Genomic DNA, 12,695 nt, shown 5'->3' with positions numbered 1-12,695 from the left:
CGAGGATGCCGTCGGTCGTGGGACTGCTGGAACAGCGTGAGCTCACCGCTCACCGCTCGCCGTCGTGTCGACGATCTGCGGGAGGAGGCCGACCGCCTCCAGGCGGAGCTGGCCTTGGCTGAGCGGGAGTGGAACGAGTGGGTCATCGCCCGCTCACGCGTTGGCGAGGTACTGGCCCCGGGCAACGACGCCGTCGTCGGCCCCGCCGCCTCCGAGGGTCTGCCGGCTCCCGGTGTGCAACCGGCGCGGCCCGAACCGGCGGAGGCGGCGAAGCCGAAAACAGTGGTGCCGGTGTGGCGCGCGGGGCTGGCCTGGTCGGCGCTGTCGGTGGACTACCAGCGCATCCTGCAGGCCCTCAGCGACCGTAACCGACTCGGTCAAGGAGCGTTGACGTGCCAGGAGATGGCCGCCTGCTTCGGCCTGGACCCCGTACCGGGAAAGGTGGAGGCACTGCGATCGAAGGCCAAGCGGCTGACGGCGCGCGGCTGGCTGATTGAGCCGGCACCTGGCCGATTCACGCTCGCGAAGGACGTGGCCGGGCAACGCGGCGGGTCGTGAGCATCGTCATCGACCAGTAGACCATCGCCTCAGCGCTGGCGATGGAACGCTCGAAGTCGCGCACGAGACGGCGACTTCGCATCAGGTGGGCGAAGAACCGCTCGACGATCCACCGCTTGGGCAGCACGACGAAGCCGCGCATGTCGTCGCTGCGTTTGACGATGGCGAGGACCAGGGCGAGGGCCGCGAGGCAGTACTCGACGAGGCTGCCGGTGTATCCGCCGTCGGCCCAGACCAGGGCCAGCAGGTGGTGCGCGGCAGTGACCTGGGTGAGCAGGACCTGGGCCGCGGCGCGGTCGCCCACATCCGCTGCGGTGACCATCACCGCGAGCAGCAGGCCAAGGGTGTCGACCACGACGTGCCGCTTGCGCCCGTTGATCAGCTTGCCGCCGTCGAAGCCGCGGCTGTCAGAGCCGACGACCGCGTCCGCTTTGACCGACTGCGAGTCGATCACGCCCGCGCCCGGCTCCGAGTCCCGCCCGGCCCGCTCGCGGACCAGGCGGCGGAGCCGGTCGTGGAACTCGCGGACCAGATCGTGGTTGCGCCAGCGCCGGAAGAACGCGTAGACCCGGTCCCACGGTGGGAGGTCGGCAGGCATGGCCCGCCACTTCGTGCCGTTGTCGACCAGGTAGCGGATCGCGTCCAGCATCGCGCTGTGGCAATAAGCCTCCGGTTGCCCGCCCCGGCACCGGCAGCAGTGGCCGGACCACCGCCCACTCGGCGTCCGACATGTCGGTGGGATACCGACGCTCGCGCGCCCCGTGGTCTCTGGCGTTCCCGAACCTGTGAGCCAGACGGTCACACGCGAGAGTGGCTGAAGTGGACCCCACTTCCGCGTTGCCGTAGAAATGCGACAACAGGGCCTCCTGGACCGCACGTTGGCTTCGACACCCTTCGAGCTACCAAGAGGCCCTGCTCTCATGCACGGCAGCCGCCGCAGTCACCCGATCGACTGACTTCTCGACGAGATCGGGACGACGGCAGTCGCGTCGCTTCTCGTGATCGCTGGGACGGACATATTCGCACTGCCATCCAGGTAGACGGTCGGCTTGGTGACGCCCCGAGGCCGCCTCGCGGGTTTGAGTCCTGCCGCGACTGACGAACCTGGCGAAGAGTCGTGTCTAACCGGCTCGAGGCGCGGCCAACAGCCCCCGCTACGTCCTACTTCTCCTCCGGCTCCCAGGCGCGGAGCAGGTCGAGCAGCCCTGCATCTCCGTCAACGTGCAAGGAGTCGGCCTGGATCCGGTCGTACAGGTAGAGGACCAGCTCACTGGCCGTGCCGTGGACGGAGGCGCCGGCTGCGTCCGAGTCTTCGCCGGTCGCGGCGGTGGGCGCGGGGATGCGGGTGGTGCGTGCGCCGTCGCCGTCGACGGTGAGGCGCCAGGAGGGGCCCTCGGCGGCGTGGAAGTCGAAGGCCGTGGGCTTGTGCGGCCAGGCACTCGGCGTTGCGCAGACGGTGAACAGGAACTCCTCCACACCGTCGAGTGCCAGCTCGACCGGCAGCGGCTGCGGGGCGCCCCCGGCGAGCTGGGCGTCGTAGGTGTGCACCGCGGTCTCCTGGACCCGGTGTCGGGCGGTGCCGCCGGCGGTCTGCGGTGACTGCGACGCGGGCCACCACGTCCAGCAACCGCTCTCCGGTCCCGCCGCGCGCAGGGCGCCCAGCAGAAGCTGCGTCGACGCGTCCAGCCAGGCCAGCAGGGCCTCACGCTCCTGCGGCACTTCCAGCGCGGCGCGCGCGGCGACGGCCTCGGCCGGGGGAGCGTCGGCAGACCCCGCGCCGACGATGGCGGCCCAGAAACGGTCTCCCCACCCAGGTGCTTCACCAGATCGAACAGCGTCCACCCGGGGCAGGTCGGCACCTGCGCGTCGAGACCGGGCGCGGCGGCGACCACGGCGCGGAAGGCGGTCGACCGTTCATCGATCAGTCGCAACAGGTCAGGGAACTCAAGATTCTTTTCCACGCCGGATGTCTATCACCGTGCTCCGGTGATTGGACAGCGATTTTCACAGTCGCCGCCGGTTGGCCATTGCGGACGTCCTCGCCTCCCACCGCTCGGGTGACAAGCTGCGCACTGCTGCGAGGACGCTGGTGGTGGCGGTACGCCAGGCGTCGTGCCTGTGGGTGCTCTGGCCTCGCCGTGCGGCCGGGCACCTCGGCGACGTGACGTCCACCCGGTGCGCGCGGTCATGCTGCCGCTCGATGTGATGGACGCGGAGGTCACGACGGCGGGGGAGGACCGGTCGGGTCGGGAGTTCAGGTGACTCCCGTTCGACCAGCACTCCTCAAGTTCGGAACAACAACAGCCACCAAGGGTACGGCTGGGGCACGCACCCGTCGGCTTGACGTCGTAGAGCCTCCGGGCTGCGCCCGGCGCGAAACAGAAGCACGTGCTGATCGAGTTGCAGGGCGCCGGCTGATCGGACGTGTGGCCCCGTCGCGCGCTTCCTCCGTGCATCGGCTGATGATGGGAGTACGGCCGAACGCGCGGAGCTGATCATGACGGGTTGGCGTGTCAGGGACTACACCCAGGACGATCTCGAAGCGGTGATCCGCGTCGATGCGGAGAATCGCACGGCCGAGGAGCCACCGCTCTTCCCGCTCGCGGACGCCGTGGCCGCCCTTCAGGCCCTCCACCCGGCGGTGGTGGCCACGGCGGACGAGGTGGTGGTCGGCGCCGCGGTGAGCAGGGTGGAGGGTGACAGAGCGTGGATCCTGCGCATCTGCATGGCGCCCGCCTGGCGGCACCAGGGCTTGGGCAGCAATCTGATCACAGCCCTGGAGGACCGGCTGTTCGCCGGTGGCGTCCGAACGGTGCAGGCGGTCCTGCCCGACGGCGGGACCGGAGCCGCCGCCCTGCACAACTGCGGCTTCGGCGCCCGCCCGGGCCTGGTCTTCTTCGAGAAGCGCGGGCGAGTGACCCCTCAGGCGGTCAGCATGCTCTCCTCGCTCGGAGCGGAGCTGCCACCGGGGGGACTGTGGCAGAAGGTCGCGGGAATGCAGAGGGAGAAGCAGCTCATCGAGCGGCGTCTGGTCCTGCCGCTGGCCCACCCGGGACTGGCCGCCCAGCACGGGGTGGAGCCGCCGCGGGCGGTGATGCTGTTCGGTCCGCCCGGGACCGGGAAGAGTACGTTCGCGCACGCGATCGCCAGCCGCCTGGGATGGCCCTTCCTCGAACTGTTCCCCGCCCGTCTGGCCGCCGAGTACGGGCTGGCGAGCGGGCTGAACCGACGCTTCGACGAGATCGCCCAGCTCGACCATGTCCTGGTCTTCATCGACGAGGTCGAGGAGATCGCCGGGACACGCAGCGGTGCGGACGCGACCGCGGTCGGTGTCGTCAACGAACTGCTCAAGGCGATCGTCCGGTTCCGAGGCCAGGACGGCCGGCTGCTCGTCTGCGCCACGAACAACGTGACCACGCTCGACTCCGCGTTCCTTCGGCACGGCCGTTTCGACTACGTGCTGCCGATCGGGCCTCCCGACCACCGCGCCAGGACCGCGCTGTGGGAGAGCTACCTGGCCCGAGCGGGCGCGGAGGCCGACAGCGCGGCGCTGGCGTCCGCCAGCGAGGGGTTCACTCCCGCCGACATCGCCCATGTGGCACGTACCGTCTCCCAAGTCCAGTTCGAGCGCACCTTCGACACCGGAACCCGGACCCGCCCCACCACCGACGACTACCTGGGCACCATCGGCGACACCAAGCCCACGGTCAGCGCCGCCATGGCCCAGGAGTTCGCCCACCAGACCGAGAAGTTCGCCCGCATCTAGGCCGTCTCTTCCTCCTCGGCCTCCATGCGCCGGATTCCCTCGTGGGTGAGGGTGACCATCGCGGGGGTGTTGCCCGGTTCCCAGTCGACGGTGATCAGGCCTTCGCCCGCCAGGTAAGTGCAGGCGGCGGCCAGGTCCTGTTCCGGTACGTGGAGGTCGTGTCGCAGCTGTGCTCCGGTGATGCCGAGGAGGCGGTTGCCTTCGACGGCTTCGTACAGGACTCGGAGCACCTGTTCGCGGTAGGTCTTGCGTTCGCGCAGTGTGGCCATGACCGCGTCCTTTCGTGTTCGGGGGTGGGCTCCGGGGCCCTTGGGGGCTCTCAGGTCTCGTCGGAGTGCGTGCCGGTGCCGACGGGGGTTCTGCTGGCGGCCAGCCAGGAGCGGGCGGGGCCGGCGGGCGTTGCCGTGTCCACGGTGAGGTGGAGGCGGGTGGCGCCGTCGAGGGCGGGGTAGCTGCGCTGTTCCGTGCCCGCGAAGCAGCGGCGAAGCGCCTCCGCGACCGCGCGGGCGGCTTCGGGCGTGTGCGCGATGATCCGGACCTCGGCATGTCCGAGCGACGGCAGAGTCTGGGTCTCGACGTACTTCACGTAGGCGTGTTCCCTCTCAGAGTGGGGGAGAAGCCGGCGGGTGGGGGTGCCGTGGCGCCCCGCCCGCTGCCCCCGGTCGGAGGAAGGTCTGTTCCTCACCGGTCGGCATCCGTGCGGTGGGCTCGACGACTGATGTCGCCCGGCAGGCCGGGAGGTCTCGGCAGGGGGTCGCTGAAGTGGTAGGCCGCGATCCGCGCGTCGTGCTGGGCGTTGAGCAGGTGGATCCACCGCATTCCGATGCCGATCGCGAGGGCGATCAGCGCGATGAGGACGATGGCCTCCATGTCGCTCACCTCCAGCCGTTTCCGGGCAGCGGGAGGGTGCTTCGGTCCATCGGGTTTCCGAAGGGGGACATGCAGGCCCCGCCTTCGCCCTCCCAGGTGGCTTCCCGGCGCACGGCGTCGCGGATGCCGCGCCCGATGGCGGATTCGTTGGCAATCAAGACGCCGGCGGTGAGCACGCTGCCGGGGATCGCGGCGGCGGCCATCAGGCGGGCCGCGGCCGCGGGTTCGGTCTCGGGCGGGATCACCAGCAGGTCCCAGCGGCCGACGGTGTAGGAGAGCAGGATCAGCTGGTCGGGATCCTGTTCGGTGAACCAGCCCACGTGCAGCGTGCGCCCGTCCACGGCAACCGTGTGCGGTACGACCGGCCAGCGGGTGTGATTCACGGTGACGCGGGTGACGCGGCCCCAGGGTTCCTCCAGGGCGGCGGCGAGCGGTGGGAGCTCGGCTTCGAGGTCGCGCGAGTAGGGCCACCACGCCCCGTCCAGCTGGCTGGCGAGGGTGGTCTTCGGGGTGAGGGACAAGCGTGCCGGGAGCTTGGCGGCGAGGTCGCGGGGCGCGGTCCGGTCGGGGGTGGTGGTCATGACGTGGACCTGCCCCCGAACTGCCCGTCGGCAGTCCGGTTTTTGGCGATCGCCGGAAACGACACCCGCGTGAAAGCAGGTGCGCGAAGTACTTCCGGTGCTTTCACTGTACGCCTGTTCGATGGGCTATGGCCGGTGTGACCAGGTATTTTCCGGCGGAGGAGTTGTGGAGAGCGGCGGTTCGGGCCGCGGGAGTACCGTGAAACGACGGCGGGCTCGCGTACGTCGCAGGTCGGCATCGGTGCCGACCTGCGATGAGGAACGGCCGCACTCCGTAGACGGGCGGACCCACATGGCTGACTCCGAGGCCCCTCACAGGCTCCCAATGCTCCTGCCGGATGCGATCCACCAGGCGATCAAACCGGCGCTGCTGCGGCTGGAGATCACGAGGTCCCGGGAGGGGCTCCTGGACGGCGCGTGGTGGCCCCGCACGCGCGACATCGAGACCGAGCTGCCCGCGCTGATCAGCACGTTGACCGAGCATCTCGGGCCCATCACCCGGGTCGGCGTGGACGCATCCGCCTGGAACGGCCTCCCCGGCCGCCTGGTCATCGACGCCCAGGTCGTGCACCTCGACTCCGACCCGGTCGGCGACGACACCGTCCTTATCACCCGCGGCCACAACGTTCCAATTCGCCCTGCTGGTGGTTCGCCCGGTCACCACTGCCGACGCCGGCCGCGAAGCGATGGCCCGCGCCGTCCGCGCCGACAACATCACGCAGGCCGCTCAGATCCTCATGGCCACGACACCCGAACCCGAGGACGGCGGCGCCGTTGACCCGGCAGCCCGATCCTGAGGCCTCCGCCGGTGCGTAGTGCCCCGTGCTCTGGAGCACCTCGAGTCGGGCGTTTCGGGTACCAGTGCATCCAGGCGGCCCGCGTGGCCTCAGGTGCAGCGCGGGATCGTTCGCCCCAGCGATGAAGGACCATTCCGTGCCCGACGTCAGGGGCCGTCGTCGCCCGCGGTGGCAAGAGGCTGCCTGGCCCGAATCGGAGACGGGCCGTGGCGGCACTGGCCAGGAGAGCTGCTTGTCCAACACCCCTGACTTCTGGGGAGCCCTGGCTCACGCGGATGGCGGCGGCCAGGGGACGCTCCTATTTCTGCCGTCCTGACGCGTTGGCAGAGGGGCTTGTCGTCCACGCTGATCGCGGCGGAGCCACGCGTTCGCGCGACGCACGGTATGCCACAACGTGGGCGTCTTGGTCAGGTCCTCCCCGGTGCCGGAGGTTTCCACGACTAGCCTCCGGATCATGCTGCGTATTGCCGACACCCGCACCGGCCGCTTCGTGGAGATTCCTTCCGCACGCCGCCACCTGCTGCGTATCTGTGTCCATTTGCCGGTCGTCGACACCGGGATCGGCTCGGTGCACCTGCGCGCGCCTTTGGTCGGCGACGTACTGGCGCGCACCGCGGAGCTGCACGGTCTGCAATCCCTCACGGTCCACATCACGCCGGACCTGCCGCAAGAGCAAGCCCATGCACTCGATCACGCCATGGCCACTCTCGGTATCCACCCGCCCGCCACCGTCGGTGTTCACCAGCCGACCGAGACTCATTGCGCCGCTGCCGATGTGCACGTGCTCGCGTACGGAACCGATGTGCAGGGCGCCGTCGGCGGGGTCTGGATCGACGTGGGCCAGGTCAGCCCGGCTCCCCCGGGCGGGGGCGTCCCGGAGGGGACCGATCAGCTGGCTGTGAGGATGCTGCTGCTCGGCCACGACTACCGCACGCCGGTCACGGTCACCAGCGCCGCTCTCGCCCAGGCGTGGCGGAGGCTGGGGCACTGGCGGCAGCAGGTGGCCGAGTGGGCGCAGGAGCCGTCCAGGCCGATCCCTGCCGTCGTGCTGCGACAGGCTCATGCCGCGCTCGCCGATGATCTCGGTGTCCCCGCTGTACTGGACATGCTGGTCGGCGTGGCGGAGCGCGCCGACGTGCCGGCCGGTGCCAAGTTCGAGACGTTCGCCCTTCTCGACCGCGTCCTCGGGCTGGACCTCGTACGCGAGGTCGGCCACCAGCACCCGGCGACGCCATGACTCCGGGCACCTTCCGGCGCCTGTTCGTCCTGCGGCACGCCAAGTCCGCCTGGCCGGAGGTGCCCGACTCCGAGCGGCCGCTCGCCCCGCGGCCGCCGCGACGCACCGGAAGCGATAGCGGCAGCGATCCTCGCCGTCACACCGCAGGTGACGAGCGCAGCATCGCCTGATGGGTGGGTGGTCAGAAGCTCCAGCTGTAGAGGCCGTCACCGGTGTTCACTGCATATGCCGCGAGCCGGGCGACTCCCTGCAGGATCGCCAGTAGACCATCGTCGGTCATGTCGTCCCCGTCCTCAGACCGGAGCCGCGTGGTCCAGCGGCCTGCAAGCTCTTCCAGCTCGGCGGAGCTCGCGTTGGTCAGCGCCCTGGTCAACCGCTGCGGCAGAGCGAATACCTCAACGCCGTCGTTCAAGGGGGCAGTGACCCACTCCGGCCACGCCCACCCAAGGAGCTGCTCAACCGGCGGGGCCTCGGCCGAAGGCTCCTCGAAGTAGATGTCCCATTCGGCGATGGCACTGTCCGGCTCAATGAAGCGGCAGGCCACTGACTCAAAGGCCTCACCGGGTCCCCGCAGGCGCGTCGCAGCAGCGGTCTCGTCGTCGGGGGCGGGGAAGAACACTATGTCGTGGGCCATCTGAGCATGGTGGCAGCCCGGCGAACTGACGCGGGTGACGGCAATCGGGGCCAGGTGACATCTGTCTCGACAACTCACATGCGGCTGAAACCCCGCTCTGGACTGCACGCTTCTGTCAGTGGCCTCTGTCATCATGCCCCGGTCAACAACGTGATCAGGAGAGACCATGGGCACTTGGGACGTCGGCCCCTTCGACAACGACACCGCAGCGGACTTTGGCGGTGACCTTGATGAGGTAGCTGAAGGCGAACGTGAGGGCATAGTCCGCAGTGCTCTCACACGTGTGATCGACACCGCGGCTTACCTCGAAGCACCCGCATCCGAGGTCGCCGTAGCCGCAGCCGCACTTGTCGCCGCGCAGTGCCCCGGGGGTGAGCCGGCCGATCCCATTTATGGGCCGGAAGAGTCGCTCCCTGATCTCACTGGCCTACGCGATCTCGCCCTTCAGGCCCTCGACCGCATCATGACCGAACCATCCGAACTGATGGACCTATGGGCCGAGTCGGATGGCGGCCCCTGGCGCGCGAACATCCGCCGCCTGCAGAACCTGCTCCTGCCACAGCCTCCCGGAGAACAGCTCAGTCTGACATGACCCACCGCAACCGCTACTCGAGTCCTACCCGGAGGCCATCAAGAGCTGCAGCCGGCCCGGACGGGCCTGGATCATCACCCCGGGCCTGAGCCCGGAGCGCTTCGCCACCGCGCAGACTTCCGGCGCCGCAGTCGCCGTCGTCGACATCGAGGACTCCGTCGCCCCGCTCAACAAGCAGGCCGCCCGCACCGCCGCTGAGGAATTCTTCGCCGTCCCCAACCCGCCGTGCATTCTCGGCATCCGGATGAGCACCCCCTGACCATCGAGGGCGTCAAGGACCTCGTCGCCATGACCGCCTATACCTCCCGGCCCGACCTGATCGTGGTCCCCAAAGTCGAATCCCCCCGCGACATGGAGCTCGTGGCCGGACGCTGACCTCGTGGCTGAGTCTGGCGACCTACATCCGCAACGCGGGCGGCACGTGGGTGAACGAGGAGGTCCTGGTCTGCCACGCGGCGCCAGCGACGCTCGTCACCAGTCGCGCACCGGCTGATCTGGACGCGTTCTGTACCGTGCTGGTGCGGGAGTTCGCCGATAGTCAGCGCTCTTCGGCCGCGCGCGCCGGATGCGGGCGGACCTGTTCCTCGCGTCCCTTGCCGGTCTGCTGCCGTTTGGCGGCGTGGCCTCCTGCCCCGCCGTCGCCCGTGGCGGTGTCTCCGAGGCGACGCCCGACGGCCTCGTCCGGACCTCCTTGCGACGGTGGGGTGGGCGGCCGTCGACGCCTCGGCTCTCGCTTGCTCATGTCACCCCTCCCATGGGGGAAAGGCCGCCTCCGGACACCGGTCCAGAGGCGGCCTTCTTATGGGACACGGAGGAAACTGGAATGTACTCCCGCTAGTCCTCCAGGGTGTCCTTGATCTTTTCCTTGGCCTGGCGGGCATCGCCCTTGGCCTGCTCCGTGCGCCCCTTCGCGGTGAGACGCTCGTTACCGACGGCCCGGCCCGCGGCTTCCTTGGCCTTGCCCGTCGCCTGTTCCTTCTTGGCCCGCATCTTCTCTTCGCCCGACACGATGTCACTCCCATCGCTTGGAACTCGGAATCGGTCCTTGGCAGCGTCTAACCCGTTCCCGGCGTCCCAAACTTTCGGTTCCGATCGAGAACGCCGTTCCAGACGTCGGTCCGGGCCGCCCGGTCTACTGCTCCGCGTCGCGGGTAGGCGCGCAACCCCTGGTCCGTCCGATGGACCGGGCACAGGACGAGGGGAAAGACCGCAGGCCGGGGGAGGTGGGATGAGGCCATGGACACCAGTGGTCGGACGCCCCGCGTGGTGGTGTTGGGCTCGGTCAGCCGGCAATGCGCCGCGCACGCGTCCTGCCCGGTCGTGATCGTCCGCCAGGACACGACCCACGGCAGGACCGACCGTGCCTGACCGGCCCGCTGCCGGTCCCTGATGACCACCTGGAGGAACCCATGACGCATACGCATGAGAAGGGCGGTCCGCCTACCCATCCTTTCCGGCGGGACCCGTCGGACCGCATCCGGCGCCTCCCACCCACCCCTGGCCCGGCGACCCCCAGGCGCCGCGACCGGCACCCGCCCCCGCCCCTGGCCCGCAGCCGACACCGGATCCACCGTCGGCTCCGCCCCTCCAGCAAGCTCCTGCGCCCGGCCACGGCCATGGGCACTCAGCCGAACGATCCCGTACCGCCCAGCCCGACACCCACCCCCGGCCCCGACACCCACCCCCGGTCCCACCCCCGGCCCCGGCCCCACCCCCGGCCCCGACACCCACCCCCGGCCCCACCCCCGGCCCCGGCCCCGGGCCCCGGCCCCCGCCCCGGGCCGTTGCCGGGCCCGGTGCCGGCACCGCCGCAGCCGGAGCCCGAGCCCGATCCCCAGCCGGGCCCGGCACCGCGGCCCGAGCCGCACCCTCAGTCAGGTCCCCTTGCCGGCCCGTACCGGCACCGGAACCCATCACCTGAGGACGGGCTCCGGCGGCGGGTGGCGCAGGGCGCTTACTGATCGCCGGGGAGGGTAGGCGCCCCGCAGGAACCGCTTCCAGCCGCGGGAGGTGTCATGACCCGTCGAGTCCACGAGGTGATGACCGGGAAGCCGGTGACCGTCGAGAAACTGACGTCGCTGGCGGAAGCAGCACGGGTCATGCGGGATGCCGGCATCGGGGACGTCCTGGTCGTCGACGAGGGCCGGCTTCGCGGCATCCTGACCGACCGGGACCTCGTCATACGCGCCATGGCCGAGAACCGTGACCCTGCCGACACGACGGTGCACGCGATCTGCAGCACCGAACCGGTCACCGTGAGGCCCGCCGACGGCGTCGACGAGGCCATGGACCTCATGCGCCGGCACGCGCTGCGGCGCCTGCCCGTGGAGACCGAGGACGGCGAACTCGTCGGCGTCGTCACCCTGGGCGATCTCACGGTGGAACGGGATCCGGGGTCGGCCTTTGCGGCCATCTCGGCCGCAGAGCCCGACACATCCCGGCACCCGAAGGCCGCCACCCGCACCTGAGGTCCGCCGCCCGGCGCAGTGAGCCTCCGCCAACTTGAAGTCGCAGGTCAAAGGGCTGGTGTGACCGATCCCCGGGGTACTCGTGCTGGTCTTGGGCGGGAGCCCACGGAGAAGATCATCCGTCAGCGGTTGATTTCGAGGTTCGTCAGGACGAGCAGAGCGCGCAGGAGGTGGGTGGCGCGGGCGGGGTCGGTGCGGAGCTTGGTGAGGATCCGCCAGTTCTTGAGGTGGGCGAAGCCGTGCTCAACCGGTGCCCGTCCGACGGCGAGGACACGGTTGGCCTCCTTCTCGCCTCGAGTGAGCTTGTGGGTACGAGTGGCGATGTAGCCGGTGACGACTACGGGGTCGAGGATGTCGTTGTCCAGGCCGCGGAAGCCGAGGTCGGCCAACGCTCCGAGACCGGCGGCGCGCAGGTGGGTCAGGATGTGGTCGTGGCGGGCGGCGGTGTTGTCGTGGGTGCGGCCGGGCCGGGCGGCGGATATCCAGATCAGGCGCCCGTTCTCGTCGGTCAGGGCGAGGAAGTGCAGGCCATGGCTGCGGTGCTTGCCGGAGTAGTTCCGCCGGTCGGCCTTGCCAGTGCGGCGTCTGGTGCGAATGAGGGTGCCGTCAATCAGGACCACCTCCCCACCCTGCCTGGCGACCTTCTTCAGGGCGCGGTCCAGGCGCGGCGCCTGCGCGGCGAGCAGCCCGATCAGCTCGTCGCGCCAGCGGCGGACGGTGGACTCGGACACATTGTTTCCGCCGGCCATGTCGGCCAGGCCAGCCGCGATCGACGAGCCTCACCAGCTTGCTGCGTAGCGGTTCCAGCTTGGCTTTCACGCTGATGTCCACCCCCACCACCTCGCCGACCTCACGGGCCATGACCGGTCCGGCGGCCTGCCGCACGGCGGCGATGATGCGCTGGTAGTCCCACGGCAGCGCGTCCTCCTCCACTCCCGGCTCGCGGTGCGGGATCAGCATCACCGCCCGTCCGGCCACTTGCCCCGGCATCGGTCGGGCTGAGGAACGTTCCTCGGCGAGCTGCCCGGTCATCCGTTCAAGGACGCGTTCAGCAACGGCGAGTTCGTCCCGCTCGGCCCGCACTTCCGCCAGCTGTTTGACCAGCTGCTCTTCGATTTCGTCCAGTTCCGCGCGCCGCGCGGTGATCCGTTCCAGCAGCTCGGGATCCAGCATGCACCGGATCGTAGAAGGC

General features: G+C 70.0%; 16 protein-coding genes and 5 pseudogenes. 10 read left to right on the top strand and 11 right to left on the bottom strand.

Annotated elements, in window-relative coordinates; all coding sequences use genetic code 11:
• The first annotated feature begins 5 nt into the window (after window positions 1-5).
• Window positions 6-558 (top strand): annotated as a pseudogene (locus JIW86_RS02885) (hypothetical protein).
• On the opposite strand, the gene JIW86_RS02880 reads toward JIW86_RS02885, so the two are convergent.
• On the bottom strand, window positions 515-1,207 hold the full coding sequence (locus JIW86_RS02880; RefSeq protein ID WP_257552346.1) for an IS5 family transposase: 693 nt from the start codon (window positions 1,205-1,207) through the stop codon (window positions 515-517). The pseudogene JIW86_RS02885 and the gene JIW86_RS02880 sit on opposite strands and share 44 nt — an antisense overlap.
• Window positions 1,208-1,719: 512 nt before the next feature.
• Window positions 1,720-2,519, bottom strand: a pseudogene (locus JIW86_RS02875) (maleylpyruvate isomerase family mycothiol-dependent enzyme).
• A 536-nt stretch (window positions 2,520-3,055) separates the two neighbouring features.
• On the opposite strand from JIW86_RS02875, the gene JIW86_RS02870 reads away from it, so the two are divergent.
• Complete coding sequence (locus JIW86_RS02870; protein ID WP_257552345.1) at window positions 3,056-4,324, top strand: ATP-binding protein; 1,269 nt, start codon at window positions 3,056-3,058, stop codon at window positions 4,322-4,324.
• On the opposite strand, the gene JIW86_RS02865 is transcribed toward JIW86_RS02870, so the two are convergent.
• From JIW86_RS02865 to JIW86_RS02850, 4 genes are all read right to left on the bottom strand, one after another.
• Window positions 4,321-4,593 (bottom strand): hypothetical protein, encoded by a 273-nt coding sequence (locus JIW86_RS02865; protein ID WP_257552344.1) that lies wholly within the window; start codon window positions 4,591-4,593, stop codon window positions 4,321-4,323. The genes JIW86_RS02870 and JIW86_RS02865 overlap by 4 nt on opposite strands.
• Before the next feature lie 50 nt (window positions 4,594-4,643).
• A complete protein-coding gene (locus JIW86_RS02860; RefSeq protein ID WP_257552343.1) occupies window positions 4,644-4,910 on the bottom strand; it encodes a hypothetical protein in 267 nt (88 codons plus the stop codon).
• 95 nt (window positions 4,911-5,005) lie between these two features.
• A complete protein-coding gene (locus JIW86_RS02855) occupies window positions 5,006-5,194 on the bottom strand; it encodes a hypothetical protein (RefSeq protein WP_257552342.1) in 189 nt (62 codons plus the stop codon).
• A gap of 5 nt (window positions 5,195-5,199) precedes the next feature.
• On the bottom strand, window positions 5,200-5,775 hold the full coding sequence (locus tag JIW86_RS02850) for a DUF5994 family protein (RefSeq protein WP_257552341.1): 576 nt from the start codon (window positions 5,773-5,775) through the stop codon (window positions 5,200-5,202).
• 292 nt (window positions 5,776-6,067) lie between these two features.
• Here JIW86_RS02850 and JIW86_RS02845 point away from each other — a divergent pair.
• The 3 genes and pseudogenes from JIW86_RS02845 to JIW86_RS02835 all read left to right on the top strand — a co-directional run.
• Window positions 6,068-6,572 (top strand): annotated as a pseudogene (locus tag JIW86_RS02845) (DUF5994 family protein).
• A 454-nt stretch (window positions 6,573-7,026) separates the two neighbouring features.
• On the top strand, window positions 7,027-7,809 hold the full coding sequence (locus JIW86_RS02840; RefSeq protein WP_257552340.1) for a hypothetical protein: 783 nt from the start codon (window positions 7,027-7,029) through the stop codon (window positions 7,807-7,809).
• Window positions 7,806-7,923: pseudogene (locus JIW86_RS02835) on the top strand (histidine phosphatase family protein); the annotation flags it as partial. The gene JIW86_RS02840 and the pseudogene JIW86_RS02835, both read left to right, overlap by 4 nt.
• Window positions 7,924-7,990: 67 nt before the next feature.
• Here JIW86_RS02835 and JIW86_RS02830 read toward each other — a convergent pair.
• A complete protein-coding gene (locus JIW86_RS02830) occupies window positions 7,991-8,443 on the bottom strand; it encodes a hypothetical protein (protein ID WP_257559634.1) in 453 nt (150 codons plus the stop codon).
• 166 nt (window positions 8,444-8,609) lie between these two features.
• Between JIW86_RS02830 and JIW86_RS02825 the strand changes: the two genes are divergently transcribed.
• From JIW86_RS02825 to JIW86_RS02815, 3 genes and pseudogenes are all read left to right on the top strand, one after another.
• Entirely contained in the window at window positions 8,610-9,035 is a 426-nt protein-coding gene (locus JIW86_RS02825; RefSeq protein ID WP_257552339.1) for a DUF4259 domain-containing protein, read from the top strand.
• A gap of 225 nt (window positions 9,036-9,260) precedes the next feature.
• Window positions 9,261-9,410: a hypothetical protein gene (locus JIW86_RS02820; RefSeq protein ID WP_257552338.1), complete on the top strand. Its 150-nt coding sequence runs from the start codon at window positions 9,261-9,263 to the stop codon at window positions 9,408-9,410.
• Window positions 9,395-9,568: pseudogene (locus JIW86_RS02815) on the top strand (DJ-1/PfpI family protein); the annotation flags it as partial. The gene JIW86_RS02820 and the pseudogene JIW86_RS02815, both read left to right, overlap by 16 nt.
• Window positions 9,569-9,573: 5 nt before the next feature.
• On the opposite strand, the gene JIW86_RS02810 reads toward JIW86_RS02815, so the two are convergent.
• Entirely contained in the window at window positions 9,574-9,777 is a 204-nt protein-coding gene (locus JIW86_RS02810) for a hypothetical protein (RefSeq protein WP_257552337.1), read from the bottom strand.
• Window positions 9,778-9,869: 92 nt separating this feature from the next.
• Complete coding sequence (locus JIW86_RS02805; RefSeq protein ID WP_257552336.1) at window positions 9,870-10,043, bottom strand: CsbD family protein; 174 nt, start codon at window positions 10,041-10,043, stop codon at window positions 9,870-9,872.
• 228 nt (window positions 10,044-10,271) lie between these two features.
• On the opposite strand from JIW86_RS02805, the gene JIW86_RS42015 reads away from it, so the two are divergent.
• Together JIW86_RS42015 and JIW86_RS02800 are read left to right on the top strand one after the other, a co-directional pair.
• Complete coding sequence (locus JIW86_RS42015; RefSeq protein ID WP_416237517.1) at window positions 10,272-10,403, top strand: universal stress protein; 132 nt, start codon at window positions 10,272-10,274, stop codon at window positions 10,401-10,403.
• A 647-nt stretch (window positions 10,404-11,050) separates the two neighbouring features.
• Window positions 11,051-11,503, top strand: coding sequence for a CBS domain-containing protein (locus JIW86_RS02800; protein WP_257552335.1), 453 nt, complete (start codon window positions 11,051-11,053; stop codon window positions 11,501-11,503).
• Window positions 11,504-11,625: 122 nt separating this feature from the next.
• Here the strand turns inward: JIW86_RS02800 and JIW86_RS02795 are convergent, their stop codons facing one another.
• Both JIW86_RS02795 and JIW86_RS02790 read right to left on the bottom strand, forming a co-directional pair.
• Window positions 11,626-12,189, bottom strand: a complete 564-nt coding sequence (locus JIW86_RS02795) for a transposase family protein (protein WP_257559199.1) — start codon at window positions 12,187-12,189, stop codon at window positions 11,626-11,628.
• Entirely contained in the window at window positions 12,110-12,676 is a 567-nt protein-coding gene (locus JIW86_RS02790) for a hypothetical protein (protein WP_257552334.1), read from the bottom strand. Before JIW86_RS02790 ends, JIW86_RS02795 begins: the two co-directional genes overlap by 80 nt.
• Between the last annotated feature and the right edge of the window lie 19 nt (window positions 12,677-12,695).

The organism is Streptomyces sp. NBC_00162, from assembly GCF_024611995.1.
Classification (GTDB): Bacteria; Actinomycetota; Actinomycetes; order Streptomycetales; family Streptomycetaceae; genus Streptomyces.
This window is presented reverse-complemented; position numbering and strand designations above follow the sequence as displayed.